This is a genomic window from Streptosporangium subroseum (assembly GCF_900188345.1).
GTDB classification, from domain to species: Bacteria; Actinomycetota; Actinomycetes; order Streptosporangiales; family Streptosporangiaceae; genus Streptosporangium; species Streptosporangium subroseum.
This window is the reverse complement of the sequence record NZ_FZOD01000089.1, coordinates 1-21,935: the sequence shown is the minus strand read 5'-3', so window position 1 is coordinate 21,935 and position 21,935 is coordinate 1. Positions and strand designations below refer to the sequence as shown.

Below are 21,935 nucleotides of genomic sequence, written 5' to 3'. Positions count from 1 at the left end.
TGATCGACAAGCGGACGCTACGCCGTATCGGGCGAAGCCGTCCATCTAGGCTCGTGCCGGGTGACGTCACAGCGAGACAGAGACAGCAGGCGAAAGAGATGTGGCCCTCCCGGGCACTGATCGAAGGAGAGTCAGGGGCACACATGACCTGGGCCAGCCGACAGCAAGGCCCAGAGCGGTCGAGCACTACGTCGGGGGGAGGTCGAGGCCACGTATCCGCGACAGCATTGTCGACCACCCACCGCGGCATCGGAGTGCCGCACCGCGATACGGCTGCTGTACGGATCCGAGCGAACCTGACCACCCGCTGAGCCTTCAAGCCACCAGGCGGGCCACCGAGAGGGCAGTCAGAGCGGCGGCGACGCGTGGCCTCGAGCGCAGCGCACCGGCGGTGCACTCCGCGTCACAGATCTTTCCGGCCAGCCGCATAAGACACCGACGTCTTGCCGAAGACTTCATCGTGCAAACTCCGGCCGGGATCGCGACCGCATCGGAGTAGGTGCCGATGTGGCGCGACACCCTGGCGTCGATGAAGTGTGTCGCGGCGGTCATATCAGCGAAAACCCTCTCATGGATGGACGCGAGACGGAGGCGCAGGCAGATCCGAGAGATCTTGCGTTCGTTTCAGTCCAGCCTCACCTTAATTTTGGACTAAATCGTCCACTTAACTCAATCGATCATGCCCGAGCTGACCCGGCTCGAGGCGGCTTGAACTCGCCCGTTCCGGTCGGCGAAATGGCTCACGGTGTAGCCTTGATATGGCACTGAGCTGCAGGTTTACTGATCTGATGGGACATTGACCGCTTGCATCCAGCGCGGCCGACTCGGTCCGCCTGGGGGCAGGGTTGCGTAGAAGATTTCGGACTGTATAGTCCTTATTGTAAGGTGCTCTCGTTGCGAAGCGATCCGGAACTCGGCGCCGACGGAGTCACCCCCCGCGCAATGCAGGTCACCAGGCGCCCGGCGCAACCAACGCCATCGGCCAGGTTGCGGCCAGCGTAGGTAAGGCCTGCGGCGGAGCTGAAGCACTAAGAGCCCGACTTCGGCTCGACGACGACCACTCACACCCCGACCGGAGGTCGATTCGCTGTGTCACGACTGAACGTTCCCCCTTCAGAGGATGTACCCGCCGGCGCGCAGCGGATACTCGAAAACGTTGGTGCGCAGCTCGGCTTTGTCCCGAACATGTTCAAGACCATCGCGTCGAACCCGGCCGTTCTCGAGGTCGTCACGACTCTGCAAAGCACCTTGAGCCGGGTTCTGGATGCGAAGACCCGGCACAGCATCGCGCTGGCCGTGTCGCAAGCCAACGGCTGCAGTTACTGCCTGGCGATGCACACCTACGTCGCGACCGAATTCGGCGGCATGTCAGGCGACGACATCGAGCTCGTCCGCGTCGGGAGCTCGGTCGATCCCAAGCGCGCCGCGGCCGCTCGCTTCGCGCAACAGGTGGTCGACAGCCGCGGGCGGGTCAGCGACGCCGAGCTCGCGGGTGTGCGAGGCGCCGGGTACACCGACCCGCAGATCCTGGCGATCATCGCGGTGGCAGTGCAATTCCTGCTCACCAACTTCATCAACAACGTCAACCAGACCGACCTCGACATCCTCGCCGTCGGCTCGGTCGATACGGCCGTCGCCCAGTGAACCCGCACCCGGAGCCGATGGCGCCCGACGCGGCGAGCGAGAGCGCGATCGAGCATGTGTTCCGCGCCCGGCACGAAGCCGTGCCGGCCCAGGACGCGGACAAGATCGCCGACCTCTACGCGGCAGACGACGTCATCGAAACACCCGCCGCCGTGCTTTTGTCGGGAGACATGGGCTCTGGCGTGGTCCAGGGCCGCGAGTCGATTCGTGCCTTCTTCGCCGGCTCCTTCGCGGTCCGTCGCCGCGAAGGAATCTTCGAGAACTGGGTGGCGTACCGGGACCTACTTCACCGACGGGCATCAGTTGATCTGGGAGTACCCGCGCCAGACACCGACGGGCGAACAGACCCCACCTCGTCGAGTGCATGGACATCGTCAACGGACTCATCGCGCGTTCATCTGGTCTGTTGGGGCTGGGTCGGCTTTAAGAAGCTCCACGCCGCCGCCAACAACACCCCACCCACCGGTTGATCGCCGGAACCCTCGACGCGGTCCGCGCACCCAGCCGGCAAGCCCCTCGCCGACTCAACGATCATTCAGGAAAGGCTCGACATGGCGGGCTCCGAACTCTATGAGAAATTCATGGCGCTGCACACCCGCGACGGTGGCCTCGTCATGCCGAACGCCTGGGACGGCCTCTCGGCGCTGATGCTGGCCGATGCCGGCTTCGAGGCGATCGCGACATCGTCGGCGGCGCTCGCCATCACGCTCGGCCGCCTCGACGGGCGTCACGAAGTCACCCGCGAAGAACACCTCGAGCATGCGCGGCTGCTCGGCCGACTCACCGGGCTGCCCGTCAACGGAGACTTCGAGGACGGTTACGGCGACACGCCTGAAGACGTCGCCGCGACCGTTGAGGCCGCCGTCGAGTCTGGCTTGGCCGGTATCGGGGTCGAGGACACCTCGGGCAATCCCGATCAACCCATCCGCGACTTCGACGATGCAGTCAATCGCATACGTAGCGCCGTCGACGCGGCCAAGGGGCGCATCGTCGTCACCGGCCGCACCGACAACTTCATCCAGGGGCGGCCCGATCTCGACGACACCATCCGGCGTCTGACGGCCTTCGCTGAGGTCGGCGCGGATGTGCTCTACGCGCCGTTCCCACCCGACCTCGATGCCCTCGTCGCGATCGTCACCGCGGTCGCGCCGACACCGGTCAATGTCCTCGTGTCACCGTCGGACAAGGTGCTGACCGTCGCTGAACTGCAGAAGGCCGGGGTCAAGCGCATCAGCTTGGGCCCATTGCTCTACACCCAAGCGATGGGAGCGCTCGAACAAGCCACGAAGGCGCTCGTCGCGGGCGACCTCGCCTCGGCGACGACAGGTGGTATGAGCTTCGACCGCATCAACGAACTGCTCGCCCGCACCACGAACTAGCCCAAACCCCACGATTCACCGGCTCCTCACCCACCGATCGCAAGAAGAAGGCAGGTTGACATGGATCTCGACAAGCTCATGAACAAGCACCTCACCAGGTACTTCGACGCCAGCAAGAGCATTCCGGAGGAGACACTTCAGCAGCTGCTGAGGTTCCTGCGCTTGACGCCGTCGTCGACGAACGTACAGGCCAACCACTTCTACGTCCTCGCCACGCCCGAAGGCAAGGAGCGGCTGGCGGCCAACCTGGGCGAACGATTCCAGGACAACAGCGAGAAGATCCTGAACGCCTCACACACCATCATCCTCACCACCAGGGCGGATCTTCCCGACAGCCACCTCGATGCGGTGTTCACCAAGGAGAGGGCCGACGGGCGGTTCCCCGACCCGGCAAAGCACGAGCTGTGGGAGTTCATGACCCGCGACTTCCTCAACCTGCGCAACTACGGCTACAAGGACATGAACCACTGGATGGAAAAGCAGACCTACATGGCGCTGGGCATGACCATGATGGCGGCCGCTGAGCTCGGCGTCGAAGCCATGCCGCTCGAAGGGTTCGACCCGACCAGCGTCGACAAGGCCTTCAAGATCCGCGAGACCGGCCACACCACGACAGTGCTGCTGGCCCTCGGCTACCCCGACCCCGCGAAGGTGTACACCACCCCGATTTCGCGCTTCGAAGCCGATCAGCTGTTCACCTTCGTCTAAACATCCCCGGCATCGGAACGACTGTGGCCGAAGTACGCGGACCGCGGACACCTCGGTCCTCGATGTCGGCCCACCCCGGACAACCAGACCGGCGGCAGGCGCCGCCGGTCATCACGGCCCGCGCGATGTCGGTCGCGGGTCGCCGGTCGGTTCCCCAATCGTTGGTGGCCCGGATGCCCAGCGGCGTCCGCGGACCTTGTGGATGAGCGGCGGTACCACACACGTGGTGTCGAACGCCCCGCAAGATCGACCAGCTGAGGTCTCGCCGACGCTGATCACCGATCGTCACCACCAGGGAGTTTCAGATGGACCCAACCCACGCACATGAGTTGATCGAGGGTGAACGTGAACGCATCAAGGAGCTCCTCACGAGCGCAGCCGCTGAGCGGGCGGCTGACCTGGAGGCGGCCGCTGATGCGAGGACCTCGGTCTCCGATTCGGCGAACCCGCTCGCCCAAGAGCTTCTTGACGATGCTGTAGCCGAGCGACTCAGCGCACGGTTGGCTGCACTCGATCGGGCCAACGAGCGCCTGCGGGCCGGTACCTACGGAGTTTCGTTGCGCAGCGGTCGGCCGATCCCCGACGAGCGGCTTGAGGCCAACCCTGCGGCGGAGCTTCTCGTTGATGAGGTCGGGTAGGACGGCACCGCTGAGAGGTGGCGGTCTTGACCTCGTGCAGTGCAAATCCTGTGCTTGCCGAAAACTCCATCCGTGTAGTTCAGGCGGCATGCTCGTACTTGTTGAGGATTCTGTCGAGGCATTGGTGTCTTTGTATGTGCAGGCGGGCTATCTGCTCCGGGTCAGTGATGGGCGGGGGCAGCGAACGGAGTGGGCGGGCGTTGGCGATGCCCTGGTGCGGTCGGTGCCCGTTGTAGAAGTCCTCGAACTCACGCAGGGCGTGAAGCAGGTGACGATGGTTCCAGATCAAGGTGCGGTCCAACAACTCGCGTCGGCAGGTCTGCACCCAGCGTTCCATGATCGAGTTCATGCGGGGCATTCGGACGCCACTGAGCACGGCCTCGATCCCGGTGTCCTTCAGGACAGTGTCGAGCATCTTTCACGATCTTCCGGAACGCCCGCCGCACGTTGTGGGAGTCCAGGGGAGTGCCGACCAGGGAAGCGAAGACGAGATCGTTCTCCGTCCACTTCGCGCCCGCCGTCTCTCGCTCCTTAGCCTGTTGCGCCTGGTGTTCCCAGATGGCTTCGACGCAGCGACGAGGCAGCGCGAGAGATCTCCGTGACTTCCGGGCCTTGCATCGCCCTGATGATCTAGGGCGTGTTTCACAAGTCAGCTTCAGGCTGTCCGAGTTGAATGCCATCATGTGCGACGTGATGAACGAAACGGACGTATTGAAAGTGCTTGATGCCCTGGAGGGGGCCGATCTCACGGCCTGGGTCGACGGCGGGTGGGGCATCGATGCTCTCATCGGCCAGGCGACGCGGGAGCATTCGGATCTTGATCTGGTTATATTATTGCCGCAGGTAGAGGCTGTTCGGATGGTCCTAGGCCGGCTCGGATATGATCGTCTCCTTCGGGACTGGCTGCCGGTCGCCATTGCCGTCGCTGATGCGCGAGGACGTGAAATCGACCTGCATCCAATCACCCCTGCCCCTGATGGCGGCGGAACACAAGCGCAGCCCGACGGGAGTTCCTTCTACTATCCACCTCCCGTCCGAGGCATGATCAAAGGTCGTCCGGTCTCCTGCGCCGATGCTTTGACACAGGTTCGTTGTCATCTTGGTTACCAACCTTCGGAGAAGGACCACCAGGACATGCGCCGCTTGCATGCAGCGACCGGGGTGGAGCTCCCGGCCCCATTTCAGCCACGCTGATCAGTTTCCCACCTCACTTTCGAAACAGGCCTTAGAAGCCTCTTGCGGATCAACACAGGTGCTGATCACGGGATGGCTCACATGGTCCAGGCAGTGGACATGCGCTGGGACGACGACGGGTATCGATGCAAGTAGCGATACATGGTCTCCGGGGGTGATGTCGGTGGCTCCCCCCGCCCGCGCTGCCTCATTGTTCGTGTTCTCGGTCGGTGTCAACTCCGTCTGTACCTGTTGGGCGGGTGGTACCTGTGTACGTCGTGGGGCAACGGACACGCGAAGACGGAATTGACCCTTCGGTCAGGACACACAATCTGGCAGCTATCGGGGACGGGGGAGGGATGCCGCGTGCGGATCCTTCTCGGCGACGCAGACTCGCCGATCATCCAGAGCCGGGGTGCTGAGGAACTGTTCGGCCATGGCATCGAGTCACGGTGCCGGGTCGCGCTCATGCACTATCGGCCTCTGGTCGCATCATCGAATGTCGAGCTGCGCGTCCACGACACCACGCTCTACAACTCGATGTTCGTGGGCGATGACCACATGATCGTCAACGCGCACGTCTTCGGTATGAACGCCTACGGCGCACCGGTCTACCACCTGCGCCACATGCGCGAGGAAGGGCTGTTCGACACCTACGCCACCAGCTTCGAAGCTGTGTGGAAGCAGTCTCGACTTCCCGGCGAGGAGCGGTAGGTGGCCCGCACCGAGTACTACGACGACCCCGACGCCCCCGAGCCGAACAGCCTGGTCGTGGGGGTGTCCGCCGTGGTGGTCGACGATGCGGGGCACGTTCTCATGCAAAGGCGCACCGACAACGGGCTGTGGGCGCTGCCCGGCGGCGGGATGGACCTCACCGAGTCGGTGCCGCAGGCCGCCGTACGGGAGGTGAAGGAGGAGACCGGCTACGACGTCGAGGTGGCCGGGATGGTCGGTCTCTACACCGACGCCCGGCACATCATCGCTTACAGCGACGGAGAGGTACGCCGCCAGTTCAACATCTGCTTGACGGCCCGTCTCGTCGGGGGAGCGCTCGCGATCAGTGACGAGTCGACCGACGTCCGCTGGATCAGCCCGGATGAGATCGAGGAACTGCCCATGCACGACACGCAGCGACTCCGGATCGAGCACTTCCGCCACGGGAAGTCGACGCCCTACATCGGATGAAGCGAGCTCCCCTGAGAGTCGCTGCCACGTTCCTGCCTGATCGTGATCACCTGCTGTTGATCACGGCACCCAGGAGTCGCATGTCGAGCATGTCCTGAGAGAAGGGAAAACCGGTGATCTTTCTTGCCAGGGCGAAGGAACGTGGGAATTCCGTGCCAAGATCTGGGTCTTCCAGGTCCACGTCCAGGTCCAGGTCGGGATCCAGATCGGGGTCCAGCCCGACTTCGCGCATCAGGTCGACCCATCGGTCCGGATCGCTGCCTGTGCGCGCATAGGGACCCAGCAGGTCGAACCATGTGACCAGTTCGCCGTCAGCCGCGTAGATGAAGAAGTCAGTGGCATGGATGTTGCGGTTGATCGACACAACCTCGGTCGCCTGAGAAAGCCGTCTCAGCAGGGGGCGGGCAACTGCGATCGATCCGGCCCAGAGCTGGATGAGCACTGTCCAGCCGTCCGTCTCCAGCGCGCCTACGTAACTGGTGCGCATCCTGTTGTCTGAGTCGATGCACTTCATCGTTCGTTCCTGCAGTTCTTCGAAGGTCACTTCTTCGATCCCGTTGGTCTCCGCTCCGAGACGGGTCAGCGCCTCAGCAGGGGAGAGGGCTCGAACGAAGGACACGCAGGAGCTGTCATAGAACGGCCCGAACTCCGAAAGCCAGCTGAACTCCTCGTGCGGGTCTGTCACTGTGGCTCCCTTGATCAGTTACGCGTCATGATGCCAGTCGTCACCGCCAAGGATGGTGCCGTTCATGGGGGTGCTGACAGCGCCTCAGAAGATGTGGCCCTGGGTGACTAATTGAGTGACAACGACCACGGACGGGGCCGGACGACGGTGGATCGCCGTGGACTGTTTGCGCAGGTGGAGGCGGGTATCGGCCATGTTCCCGCCCCCTCCCGGTTTGCCTGGGGGTCAAGGGGTCACAGGTTCAAATCCTGTCATCCCGACCAGGTTTTTACTGGTCGGCAAGGAGGATTCCGCCGAGGCATTGGTGTCTTCGTATGTGCAGGCGGGCTATCTGCTCCGGGTCAGTGATGGGCGGGGGCAGCGAACGGAGTGGGCGGTGCACGTCCGGCGTCGGCTTGTGAGCAGATGATCACCCCGCGATCACTCCGTACAGGCGTCGTGCCTGGTGGAGCAGTTGGCTTGAGCCCTTGCGCTCGGCCAGGTCCCCCAGCCTCGGTATCTCGCCTCGTGCCCCGGCCAATTCCGCCGCCCGCACGGCGACCTTGAGCAGCTCGCCCAGCCCGGCCCTGGCCTTCTCGCCGGGCCCGGGCAGCAGCAGCGGGATCGCCTCCGCCAGGGCGGACCACACCTCGGTGTGCGCCCCGGCCGACGTGACCTCGTCGAATACGCCGGTAACCCGATTGAGCTTGACCTGATCGCCTCGGACCATATGGCCCACGGCTCGGCCGAGGTCGGCCGCCGGCAGGTCAGCGTACGCGGCCAGGGTGGTGATCGCGTCAGCGGCGAGCGCCCGCTGGGCGGGGAGCTGATGGCCCATGCCGATGACGATCGTGCTGGCGGTCGCGATGCCCGCGGGGCCGCCGGTGTGCGCCAGGGCGGCCACGACCTGAACCTGGCCGTCGGTGCTGTCCATGACCCACGGCAGGCACGCGAGGATGTGGGCCGCGACGGCCTCACGGTGGGACGGCATGGTGGGCGGCCACCACACCATGTGTCGGGAGAAGGGGGGATAGTCGGGCTTGGGGTTCAAGGTCCAGAGTTCGGCAAGCTGCCCGGAGACCCCCTCGGGCGGCGTGAGGCTGGCATGGGCCTCCTGCAGCGACTCCTGGTAGTACTCCGGGCGGTCGAATGCCAGAAGCTCCCACGTCACAATGGGTTCGGGCAACCCGCCGTCGCGCAGGCAGGCGGCCAGCCGCTGCCCCGCCTGTGACGGCAGTTTCTCCGCCCGCACCACCAGCCCAGGATCGATGTGGCGCGGCAACCGCAGTAGCGCCTGCAGGAAGTCGGACTCCAGCGGCTCGGTGTCGCCCAGCTCCTCCATACGCGCGACCAGGGTGGAGGCGTCGACGTGCCCGGTGGGCGAGGTCGGCGTGGCCAGCAGCACGGGGATTGACTCGCCCCGTTCGAACAGGGACATGACTTCGCGGAAACGCCGCTGGACGAATCGCTGTGGGGCGGGTTCGGAGCTGGGCCAGCGGTTGCTTTCGTTCAGCGTCGCGGTCAGAACGCGGCTGTCGGCGGGCGAGACGACGGCCAGCGCACAACGCGCCAGCAGGAAACGGATGTCCTCGTCGGAGCCGGAAATGCCGTGCGCGTACGTGTGCGCGTCGAACGGATGCCGCCAGTTCGTCTGCCACCAGGATTGCAATCCCGCCACGACGGCGTCGCGATCCTGGTGGGTCAGCCTGACCAGAGCGGCGAGGATGCGCTCGAACTGCGCGGGCACCTCCGGCCAGAGCGGTGCGGCCAGTTCGGCGGCCAGTTCCTCGACCGAGGCCATGGGCGGGGCCAGGGTTGGCAGCGGCGTCGCGGTCAGCGTGGCGGCGGCCACGGCCTCCGGCTGGATCTCCTCCACCGCGCCGAAGGCGGTGGCGACCCGTTCGCGCAGGTCGGCAGGCAGCCCGACGGCCGCCTCGCGGATCGCCTCCCTGTCGGGCTCAGCGGTGTGCGGGGCGAGCTTGACCGCGACACGCACCGCACGTTCGCGCAGGCTAGGCGTGTCCACGTCGAAGACAGGCGCGAGCGCGGCCACCGCAAGGGCGCCCCTGGACGGTGACGCGGCGGCGATCCACTTCACCGCGGCCGCCATATACTTCTTCTCCGGCCGGTACGCCAGCGCCTGGACCGCCTCGGCGAACAGCTCTCCATCGAGCGCCGACTCCGCCCTTTGTAACTCCTCCAACGCGAGTTGCATGACAGGCGAGGACCCCGACGGCAACATCCGTACGAAGTCGGCCACCGGGACCTCGGTCACCTCCGGCTCCAACTGCCGCCACAGCGCGACGAAGGGAGCCGCCTCGGCCGCGTCGACTCCGGTCAGGAACCGGCTCGCACAGCCGTCGAGCAGAACCTGGCGCGGCACGCGGCCCGTCCCGGCCATCGCGACCAGCTGCCCGAGGATGGTGCGGTCCTCTCCCCACTCCTGGTCCCAGGTCAGCCCGTCCGCCACACCCTGAGCCTGGAACAGGCGTGGCAGCATGTGATCGAGCAGTCGATCGTCAGCGAGCACCTGGTTCCGGTTCATCCGCTGCCGTTCGGCCTTACGCAACACCCACCCGGACACGAACGCGTCGTTCTCCGGCGGCTCCGCGCCCGTCTCGATCACCAGCGCCGCCGCCAGATCCCAGTTTCCCAGCGCCTGTATGCGTCGCCACGTCGAACCGGTAGTCGGCCCCAGCCGCTGCACCAGGCGTACGGCCAGGTCGCGCCGCCACGTCTCCGGCCTGTCGCTCAGTACGGACATGACGCGTGCGGCGTCGGCCTCCGGCTCCACCCAGCGCAGTTCACGCCGGTTGAGCCAGCTCGCCACCTGTTCGGCTCCACCCAGGCAGACCGCTCCGACCAGACGGTAGAGGGGGGCCAGCTCGCGTACCCGCCGCTCGGCCTCGAACCCGGAACGCCAGCGTTCGCCCAGGTGAGCGGGCAGGTACCGGGCAACCGCACGCTTGTCGTCGTCACCGAGACCGTTCAGGTACGTGACGAGGTTCGCGACCGAGCCTGCCTCGATGCGGTCGAGCAGCTCTTGGACGACATTCATGCGAGTGCCTCACGTAACATGGTGTCGATCATGAGCCGCAGCCTATTGATTCGTACTGACAATCAGGCATTGACGGTCAAGTCAGTGGCGAGCCAGGTCGCGAGTTGGTTCCCCCCCATCACCGGCTACCGTACGCCGGGTGTCATCAAGAGTCGTGTCACCAGGTACACGCGATTGCATCAGCCCAAGTCAGCGGCCTGGGCCAACGGGACGGAATGGGGCGCACTGACGTGATCTCAGTGAATTGCCGGTAGGTGGTTGTGCTCGAAATGGGTGAGGACAAGCGCCGCGCGGGCGATGTCGCCGATTCGGCCGGGGCTGACGGTGATGTGCTGGAGGGTCCTCCAGCGGCCTTTGAGCAGGGCGAATCCGCGTTCTCCGAGGCAGCGCAGGGCTCGTAGGAGCCGATTATAGGTGCGGTTGTCCAGGCTGAGGATCTGGTTGTCGGTGGGCTGTTTGATCGGCGTGTGGATACCGATTCCGGCGCCGTCGTAGCCGCTGTCGGCGAGGGTAGGCAGGCCGGTTGCGGCGGCGGGGTACAGCGCGCCCAGGACGTGCGTGCGGGCCGCGGTCAGGTCATGGACGCAAGCCGGGTTCGACCTCGCCGATCCATAGCGGCAGTCCGCTGGGTGCCGACAGCGCTTGGAGGTTGCCGGCGTGGGTGTGGGCCTTGCCCGCGTACCAGGCGTCGATGGGCTCGCCCTTGACGCTGCGGGTCTGCTCGGCACAGCGGTCGGTCGGGATCAAGGTGCCGTCCAGGATTACATACGCCAGTCCTTCGGCGTGTGCGCGGTCAAGAGCTTCGTGCAGATCCGGCGCTTGAGCTGCGAGAGCGACGATGCCCTCGTGGAGATAGCGGTAGGCGGGGGCCCGGGAGACGCGGTGATCGCGGCCCAGTTTGGGGATGTCGCGCTCGCCCCGGAACCAGCGCAGCACCATGACCGCTTGGCGGAACGGGGTCAAGACCCGGCTGCCGGTGGGGGTGTTGCGCAGTCGGCGTTCGTCGTGCAGGAGTCGGGCGAGGTAGTGAACGAGTGCGCGGGAGACATCGAGCGTGGCACGATGAGCAATCACGTGGAGCCTTCCGGCCGGCTGAGAATTCTTGTGGTGAGAGCTCTTCTACCGGGGGCTCCACGTCTGTTTCCGGCCTTCGGTGACTCCTCCCGAAAGGCCCGGAGCGCCACCAGCGGCGTCCAAGAAATCCCAATCGCCCGGACTATTTCGCGGAGATCACCTCACTGGCTACAAATTCGGTTCAGAAGTGAGGACCAGCACTTGCCAGGGCGTGAACAACGAGTTGCCTGCTCGAAAAGACGCGGTCCGATTTTCGGCTACATCATTATCGACTTTTCGGCCGTTCGACTCCTGTAGCGGCCGCGGCCGGCATAGTAATTTGTCTCAATGCTTAAATCATGCAATGCGAGCTGGACCGCTGTCGTGCGACGTAAGGCCGTTTGGTTAGCCATCGCCGGAGTCGTCGTCGCCGGGTCGACAGTCGAACTCGACTCGTCATTCGCGTACGCTTCGGATTCACGCAGGCCCACCAATTCGGTTATTGTCTGGGACAGCAACGCCCAGACAGCGATCTGGGACATCGCCGGTCAGCAGCCGCAGGTCCAGGCGCGCAGCTTCGCGATGGTGCACGGAGCCATTTACGACGCGGTGAACGCGATCGCCGGCGCTCCCTACCAGCCGTATCTGATCGCACCGTCCGCCAATGGAACCGAATCGACGAACGCCGCCGTCGCGACCGCGGGCTTCCGTGTGCTGGACGCGCTGTTCCCGGATCAGCAGGTGAGGCTGAAGGCACAGTACGACGAGTCGCTGGCCGCGATTCCCGACGGTACCGCGAAGCGGCGCGGGATCATCGTCGGCACTCAGACGGCCTCCGCGATGATCGCCGCGCGGCAGAATGACGGGGCGTTCGGAAGCCAGAGCTGGACCGTCGGTACCCGGCCCGGTCAGTGGCAGCCGACGCCTCCCGCTTTCGCCTCCGATGGGGCATGGGTCGGTTACCTCAAACCCTTCCTCATCCCCAGCGCATCCATGTTCCGCACGTCCGGCCCGCCATCGCTCACCAGTTCCCGGTACACCCGAGACTTCAACGAGGTGAAGGCGATCGGCTCGGCGACCAGCACGACCAGGACGGCCGACCAGACGCAAGCGGCGATTTGGTGGCATGACCGGCATCTAGTCGAATGGGAGATCAAACGTCAGCTCGCGACGACGCAGCGACTGAACACGCTGCAGGCGGCCCGGATGTTCGCGATGGTCGATCTGGCCGAAGCCGATGCCACGACGGCCTGCTACAACGAGAAGGGAGCGTGGAACTTCTGGCGGCCGGTCACCGCGATCCAGCTGGCCGACACCGACGGCAACCCGAAGACGGTGGCCGACCCCGGCTGGATGCCGTTGCTCGTCACGCCGCCGCACCCCGATTTCACGTCCGGGCATACCTGCTTCACCGCTGCGAGCATGTCGGCGCTGGCGTACTTCTTCGGCCGGGACGACATCTCCTTCAGCGGATACAGCGCCGCCTCGGGGACCACGAGGTACTTCCGCGGCTTCTCGCAGGCGCTCGCCGAGGTCGTCAACGCCCGCGTCTGGGGTGGCGTCCATACCCGTACGGCAGACGAACAGGGTGCGAAGATCGGCGCACAGGTCACCGCCTACATGGTCGCGCACTACTTCAAGCCGAAGAGGTGATGAGGCGATCTCAGCGACTTTTAAATGAGTCTGCCGTGCTCGAAATGGGGGAGAACAAGTGCGGCGCGGGTGATATCACCGATTTTGCTAAGGCTGGCGGTGATGTGCTGCAGGGTGCGCCAGCGTTGCGTGAGCAGAGCGAAGCCGCGTTCGCCCAGGCAGCGCAGCGCGCGCAGCAGCATGGTGCGGGTGTCGACAGCCACGAGCACGGCAGATCCGACCCCATCGACGCGCTGGTCATCGCGCGTCTGGCCCTGCGCGAGGCGGCGGGTCTGCCGCCCGGTGGCTGTTTTGGATGAACCGCGCAGCCCCACGAATCGTGGCGAAGGGCATCCGCTTCTAAGCTCCCATACATGGCAAAGTACTTCGACGTGCATCGGGACAACCCGCAACCTCGGGCCCTCCGTCAGGTGGCAGACCTCGTCCGTGCGGACGGGCTGATCGCGTACCCGACGGACTCGTGCTTCGCACTTGGGTGCCGATTGGGCAATCAGGAGGGCATCAACCGGATCAGGGAGATCCGCCGTCTCGACAGCGGCCACCACTTCACTCTGGTGTGCAGGGATTTCGCGCAGCTCGGCCAGTTCGTCCACGTCAGCAACGCGCTGTTCCGCTCGATCAAGGCGGCGACTCCTGGCAGCTACACATTCATCCTGCCGGCGACGAAGGAGGTGCCGCGCCGGTTGCTGCACCCCAGAAAGAAGACCGTCGGTGTTCGGATTCCCGATCACGTCGTCGTGCAGGCGTTGCTTGCCGAACTCGGCGAACCGCTGCTGTCGAGCACCCTGCTCTTGCCCGACGAGACCGAACCCATGACACAAGGCTGGGAGGTCAAGGAAAGACTCGACCACGTGGTGGACGCGGTGATCGACGTCGGTGAGTGCGGCGCCGTGCCGACAACGGTTATCGACTTCTCGCAGGCCGAACCCGAGATCCTCCGCAGAGGCGCCGGAGACCCGTCCCGCTTCGAGTAGAACGATCGTTGCCATCTAAGTGCGGCCATCGCCTGGAGCCGGCACCTGCGACGGACGGCTGCCGGCGGGCGAGATTCTCCGGACACCACGCGGGTCACACGCCGCGACCGCCTCGGCGGACTGATCGATGAATGCGCTCAGATCGCCTGGTGGCGCAGATTCCGGCCGCGTTGATCTTGGTTTGCACCCTTCGGCAGCCCGGCCGGGTCGATCAGCAGACCGTGGAGTGGCTGGGGGCGTGCTTGGTCGAACACCGCAAGGTCAAGGACACCATCGGCTCCCGCCCGTTGCTGGGGATCGTGCGTCGGCAACTCGGCGTGGTGGTCGAGTTGGCTCCGCACGCCCGCGGTTCGCCGGCCGACACGGTGCCCCTCCTCTCCAACATCCCGTTTGCCCTCGGACCAGATCGCCACGGTAGGCGCGCCGGGTGTGCCCGGAGGCACCGGTGACCAGATCGGTGAGGAAGCCATCGAGGCGCCGGGCGGGCGAGCCGCTCGGTGGGTGGCCCGAGGAAGAGATATCGAGCAAGGCCGCCGCAGAGATGCGAGGCGCGCATATTTGCGTGACTCGCATATTTGCGTGACTCGCAAATTTGGGTAGAGTATTCGCATGGGGCTGAGAGAGCGCAAGAAGGAAGAAACCCGGATTGCGCTGAGCTGGGCGGCGATCAAGCTGACCGTCGAGCGTGGCTTCGACAACGTCAAGGTGGAGGACATCGCCGCCGAGGCGGGTGTCTCGCACCGCACGTTCAACAACTACTTCTCCAGCAAGGGCGAGGCGATCGCGGCCAGGCACTTCGACCGAGCGGTGCAGATCGCCGACGAGCTGAGGTCCAGGCCGGACGGTGAATCCCTGTGGGAAGCCATCACCAACGCCGTGTTCGCCCGGTTCGCGCTTGGCATGCAAGAGGCCGAGCGTCCGGCCGACGAGCGCTGGATCGCCGGTGTCAAGCTGATGAGCCAGCACTCGGAGCACCGGGGCGAGTTCCTCAAGGCCCACACGGCCGCGCAGGAAGCGCTGGCCGCGGCGGTCGCCGAGCGCACCGGCACCAATGTCGATCGAGATCTGTATCCGCACCTGGTCGCCGGGGCGGTCGGTGCCGCCATGCTCGCGGCCATCCATCTGTGGCTCCACGGCGATGCGCCGGCACCGTTCGAGGAACTGCTGCGCGACGCCCTCGGTCAGGTCGCCGCAGGCCTGCCCACTCCCTGACCTTTCCCATCTTCCCTATAGAAGATCAGCCGGCCTGCCGCCGGTCGATCCGTCATGCCCGGAAGGATCACCATGATCGCCGATATCGTCATAGCCGGAGGCGGGCCCAACGGCCTGATGCTGGCCTGCGAGCTGAGCCTGGCCGGAATCCGCCCCCTGGTCCTGGAGCGCCTGCCGGAGCGCACCCAGGACAACCGCGCCAACGGCCTGGTCGGCCAGGTGGTACGGACGCTAGACCGGCGAGGCCTGTACGAGCGGCTCGCCGGCAACCAGGACCCACCGCGGCCCGCTCCCGGATTCGTCTTCGGAGCGCTGCCCATCGACCTGAGTGTGCTGGACGACAACCCCCTCTACATCCTCCAGGTTCCGCAGCGCAGGATCGAGCAGATGCTGGAGGAACGGGCCGTCGAACTCGCCGTCGAGATCAGGCGCGGCCACGAGCTCACCGGATTCACCCAGGACGCTGATGGCGTGACCCTCCAGGTCAGCGGGCCGGCCGGACCGTACACGATCGAAACGCGCTACCTGATCGGTGCCGACGGCGGGCACAGCATCGTACGCAAGCTGGCCGGGATCGCCTTCCCCGGCGTGACGACCGACGAGACGATCGCGCGCACCGCGCACGCCGTCGTGCCGGCCGAGCTCGTCGATCCGGTCACCGGCGGCCTCGACATTCCCGGGTACGGACCCATCCCGCCATTCCTGCACCACCGGACCGAGCACGGGTTGTTCGTGTACGCGCCCCTGCCGGGCGCCCCCGCACCGTTGATCTCCACTATGGAGTGGAACGGACAGGATGCCGAGGGGCCGCTCACGCTCGCGGAACTGCAGGCCAGCGCCCACCGTGTGCTCGGTGTGAACATCGCTTTCGGCCCGCCCGACGGCCAAGGGCCGCACTTGATGCGCAAGCTCAACGGCGGCAACACCCGCCTGGCCGAGCGTTTCCGAGACGGCCGGGTGCTGCTGGTCGGCGATGCCGCTCACGTGCACTCGGCGATCGGCGGGCCCGGGCTCAACCTCGGCCTCCAGGACGCGGTCAACCTTGGCTGGAAACTCGCGGCCGAAGCGCGCGGCACAGCCCCCGCCGGTCTCCTCGACACCTACGAGTCCGAACGACGCCCGGCCGCTGAGCGGGTGGTGATGTCCTCGCGCGCCCAATCCGCACTGATCGCCCCTGGCAGCGAGGTCACCGGCCTGCGCGCGCTGTTCACCGAACTGCTCGGCGACCCGCGCAACGTCCGCCGTATCGCCGACCTGATGTCGGGCGCCGACGTCCGCTACGAGGTGGGCGGCGACCATCCGCTGGCCGGTCGGTGGGCTCCCGACCTGGACCTCAAAGACGGGGCCCGGCTCGCCGAGCTGACCAGGGACGGCCGCCCACACCTGATCGACTTCACCGGCGACGACTGGGGATACCCCGCAACCGCGGGGCTGCCCGGCTCCGCCGTGCCGTGCACGGCGATGCTGCTGCGGCCCGACGGATACGTGGCATGGGCCACCGACGTCCCGCAGCCGGACGCGGCGTCCCGCGCATCGCTCCGGGCGGCGATCCAACGCTGGCTGGGATGACTGGACAGGTGCACCTCGTCCTCGTGGACACCTGAACTGGGCTTTCGCGGTCCCGGCTGTTTGATCGGAAAGGTGCCCGGAATGCGGCACGCCGGTATCCGGCTTGGCACCCTTCTCCACGACCTTGTTCCGCTCACCCCTCCCCGGCCCTGGCCTACGGAGGTCCTCGTAGAACCTCCGTCGGGGGTACGCGCCAGTCCGTACCCCTGACCAAATCATCCCGGAGCCGAAGTGCCCCGCCGGAGGCTTGCCCTTGCCTTTTTGTCCGTTTTCGGGATTCACGCGCCGGCGCGATCAGGAAAAGCACGGGGAGCGAGACAAGGAAGACCGGTACCGGCCGCCACACACCCTCGGTAAGGGCGTGGCCGAGGGACGTTCGTCGCCGAGCGGGAGAACCGGCCGGTCAGGTACGCGGCACCCCAGATCAGAGAGACACGTCCGGGTACTGCCCAAGCTTGAAATTGTTCACTCTAAGTAGTCATATGGAGCGTGCAGTAACGGAAAGGGTGATCCGCAGTAGGCGGCACGCCCGTGCTCAAAGGAGAGAACCGCGATGAACCGCACCACGATCGCCGCCGGCCTTATCGCCTTCGGCGCCATCCTGGCCGTGCCCGCACTGTCCGCCGGCCCAGCCCAAGCAGCAGAGGTCTCGTCCCATCCCATCGGCGGGTTCGGCGGGTTCGGCGGCGGCTACTACGGCGGCGGCGGGTTCCGCGGCGGCTACTACGGCGGCGGGTTCGGCGGCGGCTACTACGGCGCCAGGTTCGGCGGCGTCTACGGCGGCGGGTTCGGCGGCGTCTACGGCGGCGGACTCGGCGTCTACGGCGGCGGCTGCCTGCCGGCGGCCGCCGTGTACGCGGCCGCTCCCTGCGGTGGCGTCTACGGTGGTGGCCTCTACGGCGGCGGCCTCTACGGTGGCGGCGTTTATGGCGGCTGCGGCTTCTAAGACGGCGGATTCGGCGGGGGCTTCGTCAACGGCAGCAACATCAGCGGCGGCAGGTTCGGCCACGACGTCGGAGTAGGTGGCCTCATCGGCGGCCTCAACGCCAACGTCCTCGTCGGCCAGATCGGTGGGTAGGGGACCGCGGAAGGCAGGGGGCGGCGAAGGACGTCGTGACCGACGCCTGCGGCACCCGGTTCACGTCCTGCCCGACGGACCCGATGGCGCCCCACCCAGCGAGGACTTGCCTTCCAGCGGTCGTCGCAACACCCGATCTTCGGGGATGGGATGGACTTCGAGGTCCGCGAGGTTCGGTCACCACGAGGCCGCAAGAAACCGGTCCAGGAGTGGGAGACATGCTTCCAGCTCATGGACCAGGGCCTCGGCAGTCAAGGGGCGTGCCGGATCGTCGGGATCAACCCGCGGACGCGAAGGCCCGCGCCGGGCGTCGGCGATGTCTGAGCCCATCGCCCTGATCATCGCTCTCGGCCGGCGCCGACCCGACCCGGGGTGCGTCATGCTCGTCAGGCGAGCGCGACGCACCCCGGGAGATTGGCTCTTTCCACCCGTGGTTCGCCTGGACCAAGACCGCCGACGAGATCCTCAAGTCCCTCGCCGGCTACCTCAGCAAGATCGCCCCATGGGGAAGCGGTCCGATTCTCAGCACTCCCTGTACCGCATGACCAGCGTCTTTCATTACGTTACATATATTCCTTATAACGTAATGAGGTAACCTCAACCGTGCTGTACGGGAGAGATCGGGAGACGGCGGAGCTCGGCCGTCTTCTCGACGCGGCTCAGCGGGGGCGGGGCGGCGCATGCGTGCTCTGGGGTGATCCAGGCATCGGCAAGACGGCGTTACTTCGGTACATCGAGGGCCGGGCCGAAGGCGTCGCCATCCTGAGCAGCAGGGGAACGCGGTCGGAATCCGCCGTGGCCTTCGCCGCCCTGCACGAGCTGCTCTGGCCCGTGCTCGATCGCGTGGACGCGCTCCCTGCCCCCCAGGCGGCGGCGCTGCGTGCCGCCTTCGGTCTGGGCGAGGGCGGGACCAACAGTCTTCTGCTCGGCGCGGCCACGCTGACTCTGCTGTCGGAACTGGCACGCCGGCGGCCGGTGCTGATCCTGGTGGACGACGCCCAGTGGATCGACCCGGAGTCGGCGAGTTGTCTGGCCTTCGTCGCCCGAAGGCTGCGCACTGAGCCGATCGCCTTGGTGGCCACCGACCAGGATGATCCGGCCGGGGGCAGATGGGGCGGCGTTCAGGGACTCCACGTCGAGCCGCTGGACGAGACCGCCGCGCGTGAGTACCTGCGGGCCGAGCATGCCGAGCTCACCGAGCCGGCTGCCAAGGCGGTCCTGCGTTCCGCCCACGGTAATCCGCTGGCCCTGCATGAGTTCTCGGGGATGGCCGACGCGGACCCTGCCGAGGGGGATAACACCCTGTCCCCGGGGCCGAAGTTGCGCCAGGCGTTCCTGGCCACGGTCGCGTGCCTTCCCAGAGCGGCGAGAACCCTGCTCCTCCTGATCGCCGCGGAGGACCGCGGCGACCTCGGGACGGTGAGCACCACGGCCACCGCGCTCGAGATCGGTGCCGAGACGTGGGATCAGGTCGTCGCGGGCGGGTTCCTCGACCTGTCGGGGACGCGGGTGAGTTTGCGGCATCCTCTGATCCGCAGCGTGATCTACGAGGCCGCCCTCCTTCCCGAACGGCAGGCCGTCCATCGAGCGCTGGCCGCCGCGCTCGCGGGCCAGGACGACACGGACCGCCGGGCTTGGCATCTTGCCGAAGCGACGTTGGAGCCGGACGCGGAGGTCGCCGACCTGCTGCACCACTCGGCGCAGCGGGCCTGGGCCCGAGGCGGGTGCGCGGCGGCCTCCAGGGCACTGCGGCGTTCGGCCGAGCTGACACCTGACGCGGCGCAGGCGGGCGGCAGGTACGCCGGGGCCGCGCGCGCCGCCTGGGAGTCGGGGGAGTCGGAGTGCGCGCGCGAGCTGCTGGCGCGGGCACAGAGCCGGGCCCCCGAGGCGGCGGTCGCGACGCTCAGCGGAGGGCTGCGGGGTCTGCTGGAGTTCGTCCACGGTGAGCAGGCGCGCGCCCATCGGCTGCTGCTGGCCGAGGCGCTCATCGTCGAGGATCCCCGGCTGGCGGTGCAGCTCGCGTGCCTCGCACTGCGGGCGGCGTGGAACATCGACTCACCCGAACACTGGGCCCAGGCCCTGGACGTCCTGGACGACTTGCCCACGACGGGGGACGACCAGATCGATCTGCTGGTCAAGGGGGTTCGCCATTGGTGGTTCGAGGAGGCGCTGTCCGGTGGCCAGGTCATGCCGGGGATCACGCGGGGAAACGACCTGGACCTGATCACGTGGCTGCTGGTTCCCGCTCCCATCGCCATCGCCTGGGGCCTGGAGGAGCAGGCGCGAGCCTGCTACCAGGGAGCCGCTGACCGGTCAAAAGAGACGGGGGTGCTGTCCGCGCTGGCCTTCCTGCTGCCGCAGCTCGGCATGATCGACATGATGTCCGGTCGCTGGGCGGAGGCACGGCTCAACGCGAGCGAAGGATTTCGGCTCGGTGAGGACATGGGGGCATGCGGCGTGATCGCTCAGTGCCTGAACGTGATGGGTTGGCTGGCAGCCACCACCGAGGGGGAGACCGCCACGGAAGAGCTGATCCGAGAGGTGCAACGGCGCAGGCCCAGCTGGTCGTCCCGGGCGCTGATGGGCGCGTCGTACTGGCACCAGGGGGTGGCGGCGCTCGGTGCGGGGCGCGCCGAAGACGCCTCGGACCTGTTGGAGAAGTTGATCACGCCGGGCGGCGAGGCGAGGCATTCGACCTTCGCGGTGCTGGCGGCGGCGGACGCGATCGAGGCCGCGGTCCGCGCGGGGCGCCAGGAGACGACCACGCAGTGGGTGCGGCTGATCGAGGAGTGGGCGGATCGGAGCGGGGCCTCATGGGCGAGGGGCGCGGCCTTCCGCTGCCAGGCCCTGACGGCCGGAGGCGCGGAGGCGGAGACCCTTTACACGCTGGCGCTGGCCGGATACGCCGCGGCCGACCGCCCGTTCGACCACGCCAGGACCGAGCTTCTCTACGGTGAGTGGCTGCGAAGAGCCCGCCGCAGGGCCCAGGCCAGAGGACATCTGCGCGCTGCCAGGGAGACCTTCGCTCGGCTGGGGGCGCATGACTGGCTGGCCCGTGTGACGATAGAGCTCGAACTGGCCGGCGAGGCGGGCACGCAGGCGGAGCAGGACTCCGGTCCCACCCCGTTGACGCCGCAGGAGGCGCGGATCGCCAGGCTCGCCGCGCAGGGGCTGACCAACAGGGAGATCGCCGCCTCCCTGTCCATCAGCCCCAGGACGGTCGGCCATCATCTGTCCAGCGTTTTCCTCAAGCTGGGCATCACCTCGCGCGGCGAGCTCAGGGACCGCGCCGCGACGCGGAGTGAGTGACCGGCCCGCCTGCTGCGTTCGCTTGGCGGCGCTCGGTCGCTGAGAGCCGACGCCGACCGATGCGATGACCGATGCGATGACCGATGTGCGCTCCGATGGCCCGGCATAGGTTCTCTTTTTGGTCCAGACCGGAAACGAGAGAGATCAGCCATGTCCCTGAATGAGAATGTCCGGGTAGCCGTCGTCTATTACTCGGCGACGGGAACCGTCTTCGAGCTCGCCAAGGCCGCCGCCACCGCCGCGGAGAAGGCGGGCGCCGAGGTCCGGCTGCGCAAGGTGCGCGAGCTGGCCCCCGCCGAGGCCATCGCCACCAACCGGGGCTGGAGTGACCACGTCGGCGCCACGCAGCACATCGTGGAGGCGTCCCTGGCCGACCTGGAGTGGGCCGACGCGATCATTTTTGGTACGCCTACCCGCTTCGGGCTGCCGTCGGCGCAGCTCAAGCAGTTCATCGACACCGCCGGCGGCCTGTGGGCGCAGGGCAAGCTGGTCGACAAGATCGTCTCGTCGTTTGCTGCCAGCGCCACGTCGCACGGCGGGCAGGAGACGACGATCGTCGCGCTGAACAACACCTTCTACCACTGGGGATCGATCATCGTCCCGCCCGGCTACGGCGACCCGATCCAGTTCCAGATGGG

At 66.7% G+C, this 21,935-nt stretch carries 19 protein-coding genes and 1 pseudogene; 16 read left to right on the top strand and 4 right to left on the bottom strand.

Annotated features, from left to right (window positions below; translation table 11 throughout):
• Positions 1 to 1,185: 1,185 nt before the first annotated feature.
• The 5 genes from CHC08_RS43820 (at position 1,186) to CHC08_RS43800 (ending at position 4,369) form a co-directional block, all read left to right on the top strand.
• The gene (locus CHC08_RS43820) at positions 1,186 to 1,644 is read left to right on the top strand and encodes a carboxymuconolactone decarboxylase family protein (RefSeq protein WP_218825781.1); all 459 of its coding nucleotides are present in this window, start codon (positions 1,186 to 1,188) and stop codon (positions 1,642 to 1,644) included.
• 17 nt (positions 1,645 to 1,661) lie between these two features.
• Positions 1,662 to 2,114: a ketosteroid isomerase family protein gene (locus CHC08_RS43815; protein ID WP_218825780.1), complete on the top strand. Its 453-nt coding sequence runs from the start codon at positions 1,662 to 1,664 to the stop codon at positions 2,112 to 2,114.
• A gap of 81 nt (positions 2,115 to 2,195) precedes the next feature.
• Positions 2,196 to 3,023, top strand: coding sequence for an isocitrate lyase/PEP mutase family protein (locus CHC08_RS43810; protein ID WP_089213293.1), 828 nt, complete (start codon positions 2,196 to 2,198; stop codon positions 3,021 to 3,023).
• Positions 3,024 to 3,083: 60 nt separating this feature from the next.
• Positions 3,084 to 3,731, top strand: coding sequence for a nitroreductase family protein (locus CHC08_RS43805; protein ID WP_089213292.1), 648 nt, complete (start codon positions 3,084 to 3,086; stop codon positions 3,729 to 3,731).
• Between the two features lie 305 nt (positions 3,732 to 4,036).
• Positions 4,037 to 4,369 (top strand): TraR/DksA family transcriptional regulator, encoded by a 333-nt coding sequence (locus tag CHC08_RS43800; protein WP_089213291.1) that lies wholly within the window; start codon positions 4,037 to 4,039, stop codon positions 4,367 to 4,369.
• Positions 4,370 to 4,448: 79 nt separating this feature from the next.
• Here the strand turns inward: CHC08_RS43800 and CHC08_RS43795 are convergent, their stop codons facing one another.
• Positions 4,449 to 4,784 (bottom strand): integrase core domain-containing protein, encoded by a 336-nt coding sequence (locus CHC08_RS43795; protein WP_218825779.1) that lies wholly within the window; start codon positions 4,782 to 4,784, stop codon positions 4,449 to 4,451.
• Between the two features lie 254 nt (positions 4,785 to 5,038).
• Between CHC08_RS43795 and CHC08_RS43790 the strand changes: the two genes are divergently transcribed.
• The 3 genes from CHC08_RS43790 to CHC08_RS43780 all read left to right on the top strand — a co-directional run bounded on the left by CHC08_RS43790 (position 5,039) and on the right by CHC08_RS43780 (position 6,727).
• Complete coding sequence (locus CHC08_RS43790; protein WP_218825778.1) at positions 5,039 to 5,563, top strand: nucleotidyltransferase domain-containing protein; 525 nt, start codon at positions 5,039 to 5,041, stop codon at positions 5,561 to 5,563.
• Between the two features lie 345 nt (positions 5,564 to 5,908).
• On the top strand, positions 5,909 to 6,256 hold the full coding sequence (locus CHC08_RS43785; RefSeq protein WP_179282568.1) for a transcriptional regulator: 348 nt from the start codon (positions 5,909 to 5,911) through the stop codon (positions 6,254 to 6,256).
• Positions 6,257 to 6,727, top strand: a complete 471-nt coding sequence (locus CHC08_RS43780; protein ID WP_089213290.1) for an NUDIX hydrolase — start codon at positions 6,257 to 6,259, stop codon at positions 6,725 to 6,727.
• 46 nt (positions 6,728 to 6,773) lie between these two features.
• Here CHC08_RS43780 and CHC08_RS43775 read toward each other — a convergent pair whose 3' ends face one another.
• From CHC08_RS43775 to CHC08_RS43765, 3 genes and pseudogenes are all read right to left on the bottom strand, one after another.
• Positions 6,774 to 7,412, bottom strand: a complete 639-nt coding sequence (locus CHC08_RS43775; RefSeq protein WP_089213289.1) for a DUF6461 domain-containing protein — start codon at positions 7,410 to 7,412, stop codon at positions 6,774 to 6,776.
• Positions 7,413 to 7,821: 409 nt separating this feature from the next.
• A complete protein-coding gene (locus CHC08_RS43770; protein WP_089213288.1) occupies positions 7,822 to 10,449 on the bottom strand; it encodes a DUF6493 family protein in 2,628 nt (875 codons plus the stop codon).
• A gap of 236 nt (positions 10,450 to 10,685) precedes the next feature.
• A pseudogene (locus CHC08_RS43765) lies at positions 10,686 to 11,523 on the bottom strand (transposase family protein).
• 363 nt (positions 11,524 to 11,886) lie between these two features.
• Here CHC08_RS43765 and CHC08_RS43760 point away from each other — a divergent pair.
• The 8 genes from CHC08_RS43760 to wrbA all read left to right on the top strand — a co-directional run.
• Positions 11,887 to 13,155: a vanadium-dependent haloperoxidase gene (locus CHC08_RS43760; protein WP_218825777.1), complete on the top strand. Its 1,269-nt coding sequence runs from the start codon at positions 11,887 to 11,889 to the stop codon at positions 13,153 to 13,155.
• Positions 13,156 to 13,190: 35 nt separating this feature from the next.
• Complete coding sequence (locus tag CHC08_RS50300; protein ID WP_179282567.1) at positions 13,191 to 13,454, top strand: hypothetical protein; 264 nt, start codon at positions 13,191 to 13,193, stop codon at positions 13,452 to 13,454.
• Between the two features lie 54 nt (positions 13,455 to 13,508).
• Entirely contained in the window at positions 13,509 to 14,129 is a 621-nt protein-coding gene (locus CHC08_RS43750; protein WP_089213286.1) for an L-threonylcarbamoyladenylate synthase, read from the top strand.
• Positions 14,130 to 14,738: 609 nt separating this feature from the next.
• Complete coding sequence (locus CHC08_RS43740; RefSeq protein ID WP_179282565.1) at positions 14,739 to 15,341, top strand: acyl-CoA-like ligand-binding transcription factor; 603 nt, start codon at positions 14,739 to 14,741, stop codon at positions 15,339 to 15,341.
• A 72-nt stretch (positions 15,342 to 15,413) separates the two neighbouring features.
• Positions 15,414 to 16,910 (top strand): FAD-dependent monooxygenase, encoded by a 1,497-nt coding sequence (locus tag CHC08_RS43735; RefSeq protein WP_089213285.1) that lies wholly within the window; start codon positions 15,414 to 15,416, stop codon positions 16,908 to 16,910.
• 553 nt (positions 16,911 to 17,463) lie between these two features.
• Complete coding sequence (locus tag CHC08_RS51015; protein ID WP_218825776.1) at positions 17,464 to 17,856, top strand: hypothetical protein; 393 nt, start codon at positions 17,464 to 17,466, stop codon at positions 17,854 to 17,856.
• A gap of 735 nt (positions 17,857 to 18,591) precedes the next feature.
• A complete protein-coding gene (locus CHC08_RS43725) occupies positions 18,592 to 21,297 on the top strand; it encodes a helix-turn-helix transcriptional regulator (protein WP_089213284.1) in 2,706 nt (901 codons plus the stop codon).
• A 150-nt stretch (positions 21,298 to 21,447) separates the two neighbouring features.
• Positions 21,448 to 21,935 (top strand): NAD(P)H:quinone oxidoreductase (wrbA, locus tag CHC08_RS43720; protein ID WP_089212879.1); only part of this gene is annotated, 488 nt, incomplete at its 3' end.